The organism is Pseudemcibacter aquimaris (assembly GCF_028869115.1).
Lineage (GTDB): Bacteria > Pseudomonadota > Alphaproteobacteria > Sphingomonadales > Emcibacteraceae > Pseudemcibacter > Pseudemcibacter aquimaris.
The window spans coordinates 1,117,959-1,130,822 of sequence record NZ_CP079800.1; the positions used below are offsets into that span (position 1 = coordinate 1,117,959).

General features: G+C 43.8%; 9 protein-coding genes. 3 read left to right on the top strand and 6 right to left on the bottom strand.

Going from position 1 to position 12,864, the window contains the following annotated elements:
- Nucleotides 1-2: 2 nt before the first annotated feature.
- Nucleotides 3-2,021 (top strand): ComEC/Rec2 family competence protein, encoded by a 2,019-nt coding sequence (locus tag KW060_RS05515; RefSeq protein WP_249035369.1) that lies wholly within the window; start codon nt 3-5, stop codon nt 2,019-2,021.
- Here KW060_RS05515 and KW060_RS05520 read toward each other — a convergent pair whose 3' ends face one another.
- Together KW060_RS05520 and uvrB are read right to left on the bottom strand one after the other, a co-directional pair.
- Nucleotides 2,022-3,920 (bottom strand): thiamine pyrophosphate-binding protein, encoded by a 1,899-nt coding sequence (locus KW060_RS05520; RefSeq protein ID WP_249035370.1) that lies wholly within the window; start codon nt 3,918-3,920, stop codon nt 2,022-2,024.
- A gap of 68 nt (nt 3,921-3,988) precedes the next feature.
- On the bottom strand, nt 3,989-6,184 hold the full coding sequence (gene uvrB / locus KW060_RS05525; RefSeq protein WP_274757322.1) for an excinuclease ABC subunit UvrB: 2,196 nt from the start codon (nt 6,182-6,184) through the stop codon (nt 3,989-3,991).
- Between the two features lie 113 nt (nt 6,185-6,297).
- On the opposite strand from uvrB, the gene KW060_RS05530 reads away from it, so the two are divergent.
- Nucleotides 6,298-7,500 carry a pyridoxal phosphate-dependent aminotransferase gene (locus tag KW060_RS05530; protein WP_249035371.1) on the top strand — a complete coding sequence of 401 codons (1,203 nt, stop codon included), beginning with the start codon at nt 6,298-6,300 and terminating at the stop codon, nt 7,498-7,500.
- A gap of 3 nt (nt 7,501-7,503) precedes the next feature.
- Entirely contained in the window at nt 7,504-8,148 is a 645-nt protein-coding gene (locus KW060_RS05535) for an HAD family hydrolase (RefSeq protein ID WP_249035372.1), read from the top strand.
- A 537-nt stretch (nt 8,149-8,685) separates the two neighbouring features.
- Here KW060_RS05535 and KW060_RS05540 read toward each other — a convergent pair.
- From KW060_RS05540 to KW060_RS05555, 4 genes are all read right to left on the bottom strand, one after another.
- The gene (locus KW060_RS05540; RefSeq protein ID WP_249035373.1) at nt 8,686-9,570 is read right to left on the bottom strand and encodes a LysR family transcriptional regulator; all 885 of its coding nucleotides are present in this window, start codon (nt 9,568-9,570) and stop codon (nt 8,686-8,688) included.
- Between the two features lie 31 nt (nt 9,571-9,601).
- Nucleotides 9,602-10,549 (bottom strand): thioredoxin-disulfide reductase, encoded by a 948-nt coding sequence (gene trxB / locus KW060_RS05545; protein ID WP_249035374.1) that lies wholly within the window; start codon nt 10,547-10,549, stop codon nt 9,602-9,604.
- A 110-nt stretch (nt 10,550-10,659) separates the two neighbouring features.
- Nucleotides 10,660-11,403, bottom strand: a complete 744-nt coding sequence (locus KW060_RS05550) for a DsbA family protein (RefSeq protein WP_249035375.1) — start codon at nt 11,401-11,403, stop codon at nt 10,660-10,662.
- The gene (locus KW060_RS05555; RefSeq protein ID WP_249035376.1) at nt 11,400-12,788 is read right to left on the bottom strand and encodes a M48 family metalloprotease; all 1,389 of its coding nucleotides are present in this window, start codon (nt 12,786-12,788) and stop codon (nt 11,400-11,402) included. The genes KW060_RS05550 and KW060_RS05555 overlap by 4 nt, the downstream gene beginning before the upstream one ends.
- Between the last annotated feature and the right edge of the window lie 76 nt (nt 12,789-12,864).

The following is a 12,864-nucleotide window of genomic DNA, read 5'->3' on the forward strand; positions in this document are numbered from 1 at the left end:
TCATGGTGCCCGTATTAATGGCACTTGGTATTGGTGCTTATTTTTCAAATTTCCTAAAACTTCCTCTAATAAACATATCCATCATTACTACTTCTTTGCTGGTCATTTCATTGATGATCAGAAAACATTTTGCGCTAATAAATTTATGTACTCTTGCTTCGTTTTTTATCGCGCTTGGAAATTTATCTGCAAGTTATCGTGTTAACACTCTTGGCACAGTTACGCTTCAAAAAGAAATCAGACCAACCAACATTTCGGGTACCGTTGAAAAAGTGCACCTTTATGAAGATGGCAAAATCCGTCTAACGCTAAAAGATACTGAAATTTATGACACGCCGCCGCTTACATTGGTGAATGTCAGGGTGAATAAATTTGATGAAATGCCGTATCCGGGGGACAAGATTAAAATTCGCGCAGGGCTAATGCCACCACCAGGGCCGAGTATGCCGGGTGATTATGATTACGGCAGGCAAGTCTGGTTTCAGGGCTTAAGTGCCGTGGGGTATTCCGTATCGGCACTTGAAATTACCGAAAAAGGAACAGGCGTCAGCCGCAGCTTCAATCAAATTCGTCAACGCATGGCTGAACGGATTAGAGGGCATTTGCCCGGCGAAACGGGAACATTGGCAGCCGCGCTTATTACCGGCATTCGTGGCGGTATGCCGGAAAGCCTTGCGGAGGCGATGAGGGATGCAGGACTAGCCCATCTTTTGGCCATTTCCGGTCTTCATATGGGTCTATTATGCGGTGTAGTGTTTTTCACGGCCAGATTTATATTATCGTTCTCTCCGAGATTAGCACTTGGATATCCCATTAAGAAATGGTCGGCGGTTATCGCCGGACTGGCGGGGCTTGGGTATTTATTTATCAGTGGTGCATCAATTCCTACGGTGCGTGCCTTTATTATGGTGATCATTGTATTCCTTGGTATTCTTGCTGACCGTAAAGCCATTTCATTAAGGCTTGTGGCGATTGCGGCGATATATTTGCTTGTATCATCCCCTGAATCATTAATTGGTGTCAGTTTCCAAATGTCCTTTGCAGCTGTGGTCGCGCTCGTTGTCGTATTTGAACGGTTCGGTAATGATTTCATGAATAAATTCCGTGGCGACAGCGGTTTAAGGCAAAAATTGGTTTACTTCGTAGTGGGCAGTTTATTTACGTCATTGATTGCAGAACTCGCCATTGCGCCATTTGCGCTTTACCATTTTAATAAAGTGGTTCTATATGGTTTGCTCGCTAATTTAATCGCAATGCCGGTGATGGGGTCGTGGGTGATGCCATGGATTGTGGTGACGCTCGTGTTGATGCCGTTTGGTCTTGAATGGCTCGCGCTTGAGCCGATGTCATGGGGGCTTGAAGTTATAATGGCTGTTGCCTATTGGGTTTCGGGACTGCCCGGATCAACATTGGAAATACCAGCTATTGATATAAAGGCGCTTGTGTTTTTGGTGCTTGGCGCGCTTTGGTTAGGGATATGGAAATTGCGTTGGCGATTTTTGGGTATACCCATAATGTTACTGGGATTGGTGTTTGCGGTTACTTATAAACAACCGGATATCTTGATTGATAATGCTGGTAAAACCATTGCCATTCGTGGGGATGATAATTCACTTTCCTTATCCCGTATGAATGGCAGCCGTATTGTTAAGGATCGCTGGCGTCAACGGTATGGTCTATCCGAACTTGAAAGGTGGGAATATGATAGCTTTACACCGGATCAGGCTGCGGGCAGGGAACTTTCCTGCGATACCATGAGCTGTCTTTACCGTCCCAATCGATCTGACTTGATAGTATCATTGGTGCAAGATGAACAAGCATTGCCTGAGGATTGTGCAAATTCAGACGTCATTATCAGTTTGGTTCCCGTTGAGATAAATTGTTCAGCAAAAGTGGTGCTGGATAGATGGGATTTTTATAACAATGGCGGATATGCACTTTGGCTTCCCGAAAATGGAAATGATGACGTGGAAATGCAAAATGTTAAATCATCCCGCGGTGATTTCCCTTGGGTTAATTAATTATCCCTGATCAGCAACAGAGAAATAATCGTAATATTCGCTATCCATCCCTTTATCAAATCGTTCAATCCGTACGTCAAGAACGTAAGGTCGACCGCGTCCCATTTCTGCACGACACCTTGCAATAGCATCTTTTAAATCATCGGGGTTTTCAACACGTTCACCATTTATGCCGTAACTTTCTGCCATCGTGGCATATTGAATATCAGGGTGTTTAAGGTTAACGCCAATGTAATTTCCGGTTTCGCTTGAACGGCCACGGTAGAAATTTTGAGCTTTACGGTTGGCAGCATATTCGCCATTGTTAAAGATAACAATACCAATTGGCACGTCGTATCTGGATGCGCTCCAAAGGGCTTGTGAGCCAAAATTGAAAGCGCCATCACCAGTTAAACACCAAACTTCTTTATCCGGTTTTCCCATCTTGATACCGATACTGGCCGCAATACCCCATCCAAGAACACCGGAATTTGTTGCATGATTATAACGGCGTTCTTCAAATGGTTTTTCATGATCGATCTTGAAATAATCCCATAAATGATATTTGGATAGGATTAGTTCAGTTGTCACGAGCGCATCATCCGCTACTTGGGTATCCAATTCTTTCATTAAGCGTGATGTTGAAATTGGTGCCCAGTCATGTTCGCGTGTAGCTTTTTCATCCAGTCTTGAACGGCGGGATTTCGTGTAATCGGTAACCCATTTTGCGTCTTTCGGGGAAAGATCCCTCGATTTTAATTCTTTAAGCACGGCTTTTGCTGTTGCCTTTACACTGGCGACAACGCCTACATCGACTGGGTAATTGCGACCAATTTCTGTTGCGGCTAAGCTTGTGTGAATGGTGGTTGCATCACGTCTGACCCATGGTACGGGTGATTTATTGACAACTTTAAACATATGGCCGCCAAGCGCCCAGAAACAATCAATTGTTTGTGCAAGTTCTTTATCAATACCGTAATTACCGCAAAAATGGGGGTGAGTGTTTGGGAAGACACAGGGCATGCGGGCACCGAGACTTACGCCTGCGCCAATCAATTCTGCAATTTCCTGAACTTCACTGCTTATTTCGTGACGAACACAATCATCATCCATAAACAGCATTGGTTTATCTGCTGCTATTAACAAATCGGCAATGCGCTTTATATCGCTTTCTTTTGCGGCGACCTCTGTATCAACCATTGATCTTGAACGCGGGATAATTTCTGCCTTTTCAACGTTGGTTTCCCAATGGTCTTTTGAAAAAGTCAGAAATGTCGGTCCACCCGGTGGTGCTTCAGAAAGCATAAATGCGCGACGTAACGTTTCTGTAATTGTGTTCGCACTTGTCACATCCCATGTCCACTGCGCATATTCGGAAGGGAGTTTATGAAGATTTGGTGCTTCAAGAAAACCGTTGCTACCACGGTATTCGGTTGTTTGGCGTCCCGCAGTAACCACAACAGGCGTTCTGTCCCGGTAACAACTTACCATTTGGCCAAGGGCATACGCAGCCCCAGCTACTGAATGAAGGTTAACGATTGAAGTTTTGCCCGATGCACGACTAAAGCCATCGGCCATGGCCATGGCAGCATTTTCATGAATGCAAGTGACATAGTTCAATTTATCACGGTCGACCAGAGCATCCAGAAAACCCACTTCTTCTGATCCGGCAAGGCCAAATACATAGGGCACATCCCATTCAATCAGAAACTCTGCCATCAATTCACCGCCTGTCAGGTTTTCACGGAATGTACTTTGTTCCGGTTTCTCACCTGAGCGTGCAGCATTTGCAGTTGGAATTGATAGGGAGCTTGCAATTGTTCCTGCACCGACTGAAGAAACACCAACATCGCGAAGTTTGGCCATAAAAGTACGACGATCAATTTTGTTATCAATGAATTCTTTTGCGTGCCTGAACATTGTGATCTCCCTTTAAAAGTATGGTAATCACAATCATTCAATGGTCAAGGAAAAGTAAACTTGGTGCTTTAAAACTTTCTTGGGGTCGCTTTGTTGCTTTTCTTTCTATACTGGCGGGTACCGGGTTTGCCGGATGTTGATCTGCCTTTATCGCGGGCTGGGCTTGCGCCTATGTTTCTTGCCATTGGATCAAAATCAAGACCGAGCTCTTTTTCCTCTAGTCGTTTGATTTCATCGCGCAGTCGCGCTGCTTCTTCAAATTCAAGGTTCGCGGCAGCATCCAGCATTGTTTTTTCAAGGTCTTCGATATAACTGCGCAGATTATGACCGACCATATTGTTGGTGTCTGTGGTGTCTAGCTCTACGGTGACGTGGTCGCCCTCTGCGGTGTCGCCGATGATATCGTCAATTGATTTCTTGATGCTTGCCGGTGTAATGCCGTGTTCTTCGTTATAGGCTTCTTGAATGGCGCGGCGGCGATCGGTTTCCGCCATCGCGGCTTTAATGCTGTTGGTTTCTTTATCGGCGTAAAGAATAACATGGCTATCGACATTACGGGCGGCGCGGCCGATGGTCTGGATTAATGATGTGGTTGAACGCAGGAAGCCCTCTTTATCGGCATCAAGAATTGCAACAAGGCCGGTTTCCGGGATATCCAAACCTTCACGCAACAGGTTAATTCCCACAAGTACATCAAATACACCAAGGCGTAAATCACGAATGATTTCAATACGTTCCAAGGTGTCGATATCAGAATGCATGTACCTGACTTTAAGGCCGCTATCATGCATATATTCGGTAAGGTCTTCAGCCATGCGTTTGGTTAGTGTGGTGACAAGCACGCGGTGGCCCTTTGCAATTGCATCTCTTGCTTCATGCATTACATCGTCAACCTGGCTTTCAACGGGTCTGATTTCAACGGGTGGATCGGTAAGGCCGGTTGGACGGATCACCTGTTCAACAAATTCGCCATCGGTTTGTTCCAGTTCCCATGTGCCGGGCGTTGCGGATACGTAAATTGATTGGGGTCTAAAATATTGCCATTCTTCAAACTTAAGTGGGCGATTATCAAGACAGCTTGGAAGACGGAAACCGTATTGAGCCAGTGTGCTTTTACGGGCATAGTCACCACGGGACATGCCACCGATTTGCGGAACGCTTACGTGGCTTTCGTCCATAAACAAAAGCATATTTTCCGGTAAATATTCAAATAGTGTCGGCGGAGCTTCGCCGGACAGTCGCCCAGTTAAGTGGCGGCTATAATTTTCAATACCGGCACAAAGGCCCGTTGCGGTCAGCATTTCAAGATCAAATTTGGTGCGTTGTTCAAGACGGGCTGCTTCAAGCACCATGCCGCGGGCTTGATATTCTTTTAACGTTTGTTCCAGTTCCGCCTTAATGGTTTTGATGGCTTGGTCCATACTTGGGCCGGGTGTGACATAGTGGCTATTGGCATATAGCTTCACACTTTGTAGGTCCTCTACCTTTTCACCAGTGAGCGGGTCAAACTGGGTGATTTTTTCAAGCTCATCTCCAAAGAAATCAAGCCGCCAGGCGCGGTCTTCGAAATGGCTTGGGAATATTTCAATTACATCACCGCGAACACGGAAACTGCCGCGGGTAAAGGCCATGTCATTGCGTTTATATTGAAGTTCCACTAAATCACGTAGCAACTGGCGCTGATCATATAACATGCCTTGTTCAAACAGGATCGACATTTGAAGATATGTTTCCGCCGCGCCCATACCGTAAATGCAGGATACACTGGCGACAATGATCACGTCATCGCGTTCAAAGATCGCACGGGTCGCCGCATGGCGCATACGGTCGATGCTTTCGTTGATGCTTGCGTCTTTTTCAATAAAAGTATCTGAACGCGGTACGTAGGCCTCTGGTTGATAATAATCATAATAGGATACGAAATATTCCACCGAATTATTTGGAAAAAAGCTTTTCATTTCCCCGTAAAGCTGGGCGGCCAGTGTTTTGTTATGAGCCATAATCAGGGCAGGGCGCTGTGTGCGTTCAATAATCTGCGCCATGGTGTATGTTTTACCGGATCCGGTAACACCAAGCAGTACTTGATCGGTAAGGCCACTATCCAAGCCATCTACCAATGCTTCGATGGCTTTCGGTTGATCACCTGATGGCTTAAATTCGCTTTCAATTTTGAATTTAATGCCGCCTTCGGTCTTTGCCGGGCGGTCATAATATTCACGGGGTCTTTGGACCGTGGGGGATGTTTCGTCATATTCTCTGATCATGTGATGTAATATGTGATGAATGCACCGATTCTGCAAACATTAGATTGCAAAAAAATGCCCCATAACTTAATTTTCAATGATTGTTTAATTGATTCATTTATTGGAAAAGAAAAATGGCGTTTATTTCTGACACGCTTGGCCGTGTAAAACCATCTCCAACCATTGCTGTAACCACAAAGGCACTTGAACTTAAGGCCGCCGGTAAAGATGTTATTGGCCTTGGTGCTGGTGAACCGGACTTTGATACAATTGATTATGTAAAAGAAGCCGCGATTAAAGCCATTCATGACGGACAAACCAAATATACGGCTGCGGATGGTACGCCGGAATTAAAAGACGCAATTATTGAAAAATTTAAACGCGATAACGGTCTTGACTATAAACGCGAAAATATTACTGTAAATTGCGGCGGTAAGCACACTATCTATAACGCGCTTATGGCGACGCTAAACCCAGGGGATGAGGTGATCATTCCGGCACCATATTGGGTTTCTTATCCTGATATGACATTACTTGCGGGTGGTACACCAGTTGTCATCGAAGCCGGCATTGAAAATAATTTCAAAATCACTGGCGAGCAGTTAGAAGCGGCCATTACCGATAAAACAAAATGGGTGATTTTAAATTCACCATCAAACCCAACTGGCGCAGCTTATTCCGCATCCGAAATGAAATCATTAACGGACGTTCTTATGAAGCATCCACATGTTTGGGTGTTCGCCGATGATATTTATGAACATATTGTCTATGACGATTTTAAATTCGTGACACCAGCGGCAGTGGAGCCGGGACTTAAGGACCGCACATTAACCATGAATGGTGTTGCCAAAGCCTATGCGATGACAGGATGGCGTATTGGTTTTGCTGGTGGTCCAGTGGAAATCATCAATGCAATGCGTAAAATTCAATCACAAAGTACATCAAACCCGTGTTCAATTTCACAGGCAGCAACTGTTGTCGCATTGACGGGTGATCAAGGGTATCTTAAAGACCGCGCAGGTGCGTTTCAAAAACGCCGTGATCTGGTGGTTAGAATGATTAATGATATTCCAGGACTTGAATGCCCAACACCGGAAGGGGCGTTTTATGTGTATCCAAGCTGTGCCGGATTAATCGGAAAAGTGACACCTGAGGGTAATACACTAGAAAGTGATTTGGATGTAAGTACTTATCTACTGGAATCCGTTGGTGTTGCTGTTGTTCATGGTGAAGCATTTGGCCTATCACCATATTTCCGTATTTCATATGCGACATCAGAAGAGGTGTTAACAGAGGCATGCGGACGTATTAAGCAAGCTGTGGAAGCACTTAAATAACAAATGCAATTTGATCTTGTAATATTTGATTGTGACGGTGTGTTGGTTGATAGTGAGCCGATCGCCAATGTACTGCTTCGTGATGCGCTTGCGGAACATGGGCTTGATATGACGGTTGAACGGGTCATTGATACCTATGTGGGGCGTTCAATGGCGGCAGTTGTTAGTATTTCAGAAGAAATGCTGGGATCAAAATTACCGGATGATTTTCTGGACGTATTGCAAGAAAAAACATTCGCCGCTTTTGAGCGTGAATTAAAAGCGGTGGATGGCATCGAAGATGTGCTTCTAGAACTTAAAAGGCGTGATGTTCAATTTTGTGTGGCGTCCAGCGGCAGTTTTGAAAAAATGGATAAAACACTTGGGATTACGGGGCTAAAGCAATATTTCGGTGATCGCATTTATAATTCATCACAAGTAAAACGCGGAAAGCCATATCCTGATTTATTCCTTTATGCAGCGAACCAAATGAGTGTTGAGCCCGCACGGTGCCTGCTTATTGAAGATAGCATACCTGGCGTTCAAGGTGGTGTTGCGGCCGGGATGGAGGTCATGGCCTATAGCACGCGAAATAAATGTGAAGACCTTAAAAAAGCAGGCGGCCTAGTGATCAATGATATGCGCGCCATTCTAAATCATATTTCATAAAAAAATGCCGGGTAACAAGTACCCGGCAAGTTCACAAAATATAGGGAGGTTTCATATCTTGGGGGAGAATATGAAACAAGCGGTGGACGATAAAGGGGGAGGAAACGCCCGCCGCGAACTGAATAATTAAAGAACCATTCAGGATGTCTATCAACATCTGATTACCGTTATAGCCAAATCCTTGATGCATGAGTAGTGCATAAAATGTCGTTGCAGCTATGCAAGAAATGCATGCATTGTTACAAAAATGTGAAACGCCAAAAAAAAATGCCGGGTAACAAGTACCCGGCAAGTTCACAAAATATAGGGAGGTTTCATATCTTGGGGGAGAATATGAAACAGGCGGTGGACGAAAAGGGGGAGGATACGTCCCACCGCAGAGCTGAAATAATTAAAGAATTACTCAGCGATGTTTCTCAACATCTGATTATGGTTATAGATGATTGTTTCAGGAATGAGTACTGGGTAAAATGTTGTTGCAGGCATGCAAAAAATGCATAGCTAGTGTCTTAATTTAACCATATTGTTCTAAAATGATTAGAAGATCGACTTCTTGAATTCTCTCACAATGAAATCTTTAAAAGCAGCAATACGTTTAGAATTCCTAAGTTCCTGAGTATAAACGAAATATGCAGGGAATTCGTGGCTTTCATATTCTTCGAGAACAGGTGTGATGTTCATTGATCCTTGCACCAGATAATCCGGTAAAGAACCAATGCCAATGCCTGATTTCACCGCTTGCAGCATGCCATAAATACTGTTTATTTCTAAAACAGGTTTACGTTTTTTATTTGTGCCATAATCAAGAATCCAGTCAATGTCTTCGATGGGGCTGGTTGATTTACTGCCATATGTAATCAAGTCATGATCATCCAGGTCTTCCGGTCTTTGGGGTCTGCCGTATTTATTAAGATAGCTGGGCGATGCAAACAAATGATAATGAAATGTTGCGACCTGTTTCTGAATAAGATCTAAATGTTCGGTCGGGTGAAAGCGAATTGCAACATCGGCTTCGCGTGTTAAAAGATCATAATCCTGGTCACCAACCAGCATTTGAACATCAATATCGGGGTATTTATCAATGAATTTTTTGATGTTATGCATCATCCATGTGGAACCGAAACTGGATGTGGTTGTGATTTTTAATTTACCACGTGGTGATTCTGTTCCTTCAAGGATTTTTTGTTCCGTTACATGAATCTTAGAAACCACATCTTTGGTGGTTTCAAACAGGGTTTCCCCTTCATCAGTAAGGATCAATCCCCGCGCATGGCGATTAAACAGTGATGTTTGAAGACTGTCTTCAAGTGTTCTGATTTGGCGGCTGACGGCGGATTGGCTAAGGCCCAGTGTTTCACCCGCGTGGGTGAAGCTTCCAGCAGAAGCAACTGTGTGAAAAATCCTTAGCTTATCCCAGTCCATTCATAATCTTTCTTAATTTTGGTTATGGTTGTTATTCGTTTTCAGCAATAAAACGTTCTGCTTCAAGTGCAGCCATACAACCCATACCCGCTGCCGTAACGGCCTGACGGTATTTTTCATCGGTTACGTCACCCGCTGCGTATACGCCGGGAACATTTGTTTCCGTGCTATCTGGTGCAGTGTTAATGTAACCACGTTCATTTATATCAACTTTTCCAGCAAAAAGCGATGTTGCAGGTGCATGACCAATGGCAATAAAGACACCGTGCGCAGAAATTTCACTAATTTCATCTGTTTTTACGTTTTTAACGCGAACACCGGTGACGCCACCCATAGGTCCTTCTTCGCCCACGATTTCTTCTAGCTGGCTATCCCAAACACATTCGATTTTGTCGTTGGCGAAAAGACGGTCTTGCAGAATTTTTTCTGATCTTAACTCATCACGGCGGTGAATGAGGGTCACTTTTGACGCAAAATTGGTAAGGAAGATTGCTTCTTCCACAGCAGTATTACCGCCGCCAACAACAATAACTTCTTTACCACGGTAAAAGAAACCGTCGCATGTGGCACACGCTGATACACCACGGCCTTGGAATTCTTCTTCTGATGGAAGCCCGAGCCATTTTGCCTGTGCCCCAGTGGCAATAACGACTGTATCACCAATATATGTATCACCACTGTCACCCTTACAGACAAATGGGCGTTTTGAAAAATCGACGTCTGTGATGAAATCTGTAATGATTGTTGTGTTTACATTTTCTGCTTGTGCCTTCATTTGTTCCATAAGCCATGGCCCTTGGATGGCCTCGGCAAAACCAGGATAGTTTTCCACATCTGTCGTGATTGTCAGTTGCCCGCCAGGTTCCATACCCTGCACGATAATAGGTTCAAGGTTTGCGCGTGCTGCGTAAATTGCGGCTGTATAGCCTGCTGGTCCTGATCCGATAATAAGAACTTTGGTTTTATGTTCAGTGGCCATGGAAAATTAGCTCCAGAAAATTAAGTATTAAAAATATTAGTAGCGTTTATGACACGAAAAAACCGGACTGTGAAGTCCGGTTTTGGAATAATTTGAAATGATTTTCAGAATTACATCTGCTGTGTTTGTCTTTCTTCAGCAACAATGTCTTTTAACCTATCGAAAGGGATATATCCCGGTATGACCTGGGTACCAATGATAAAGCCTGGTGTACCGGAAATGCCAAGGTTTTGAACAAGGTATTTGTTCTTCATGATATTCGCTTCAATTTCAGGATCTGCCATATCTTGTAAAAGCTGTTCTTCGTCAATACCGCTGTCACGGGCAATCTCAAGAATTAATTCTTCCGTAAGCTGACGTCTGTTTTGCATTAAGGCATTGTGAAAATCCATGAATTTGCCTTGCTTCTGCGCGGCCATTGCAGCGATGGATGCATATTCTGATGATTCTGCAAGTATGGGAAGTTCTTTAAAAATGACACGGATGTTTCCATCTTCTTCCAGAAGTCGGGCGAGATCCTCTGGAACCTGCTTACAGTATCCACAGTTATAATCATAAAATTCAACAATGGTGATATCACCATCAGGATTGCCTTCAATATGGCTATAGCCATCGTTATATAAAAGCTCTTCTGATTCCAACAGCGCATTAGCATTTTGACGGGCACGCAACACTTCGATCGCATCAGGAATGATTTCCGGATTTGTCAGAATATAATCACGGATCATTGCGTTCACTTGTTCTTTATCAAGTGAATTGCCACTTTTGCTGCTATATTGATAGCCAGTAATAAAAAATACCCCTGCGGATATTAATGATAACAACGCAATAACTGCTACTCGATTACCCTTCATTGAATACTCCTGTGTCGTTCTTTTCTACGTTGTTCACGTTCTTGGTCTTTTCGTTTTTCATTTGCTTTTCTAGCACGGTCAGACATGTTGGCTTCTGTTGTCATCAAGATATCTTGTGCTTTAACCCATTTTGGCGAATCTTTTGGTAACATATCTACCGCTTTTTTCGCGTTAATCATAGCGCCGCGTACATCACCCGTTAACAGAAAATGTTGGGCAGTCGCATAATGTGTCATGGCCTGATTATCCAGGCGGTGATAGGCAATTGAGGCTTGCTGCCAGCCAAAGCTACTGTTGGGATCATCTTCTAGTGCATATTCAAGATTTTCAATCGCATTTTCCAGATATTTATCTTGTTCAGAACTAATCTGTGATCTGGCAAGTGATAATCGTAATAGACCAGATTCTGGCAAATAATTAACGGCCTTGTCATAGGCGATAATAGCTTCATCAATTCTGCCGTCCTCGAATAAAATTTGTCCTAATGTTTCATGGAAAAAGGGGTTTTCTGGATAATCTTCAATTAACTCTTCAATTTCGACCAGCGCTTCATCAATTTTTTTTGCTTGTTGATAACCAAATGTGCGGGCGTATCTTGCGTGTAACCCTTTGTCTTCTTTCGGGTATCTGACGAGTGTGGCGTGTAATGGTTTTAAATAACCAAATAGTTTTGCTTGTAATAATTGAAATTTGGCTTCGAGTTCAGGATCAGTTTCAGCATCATAAAAGGGTGATTCTTGAACGCGGTCACGTACGCGGTCAATACGTTGTGATGTAAGTGGATGGGTGCTTGCGTATGGATCACGGTATTTTTCCGGCACCAAATCCTGTTCGCCAAGGATTTCGAAAAACTCTATAAGTCCTCTACCGGATTGCCCTGTTTTATCAAGTAAAGTAATAGCGGCTTGGTCCGCGGAAGATTCCTGATTACGTGTAAATCTAAGCAAAGTTCTATAACCAACCTGTTGTCCGCCCATCATTAAAGCCATGCCTGCGTCAGCAGAGCCAGCAGCCATGGCCGCAACACCAAGAAGCATACCCATTAGACTATATGACGCCATTTGGCTCATACCTTCGCTAAGACGCGAAAGGTGGCCACCGGTAATATGACCCGTTTCATGGGCAACGACGCCAATTACTTGATTAACATTTTCCGCTTTTAGTAATAGCCCAGAATTAATGAAAACATTTTGCCCGCCCATAACAAAAGCATTGATGGTATTATCATTTAGTAAGTAGGTATCTACTGCATTTACATCCAGTTCACCGGCAATGAAAATTGGCTCTGTTATATCACGGATAATTTGTTCAATTTCGGCATCGCGTAAAATGGATATACCCCGGCCTTGCGCGACGGCCAGATTGGCGTGCGTAAAACAGGTCATAATAACCAAAATGAAGGCTTTGTAGCCATATTGCCGAAATTTATTGATCAACATATATCCAATCTAATTGTTCAGT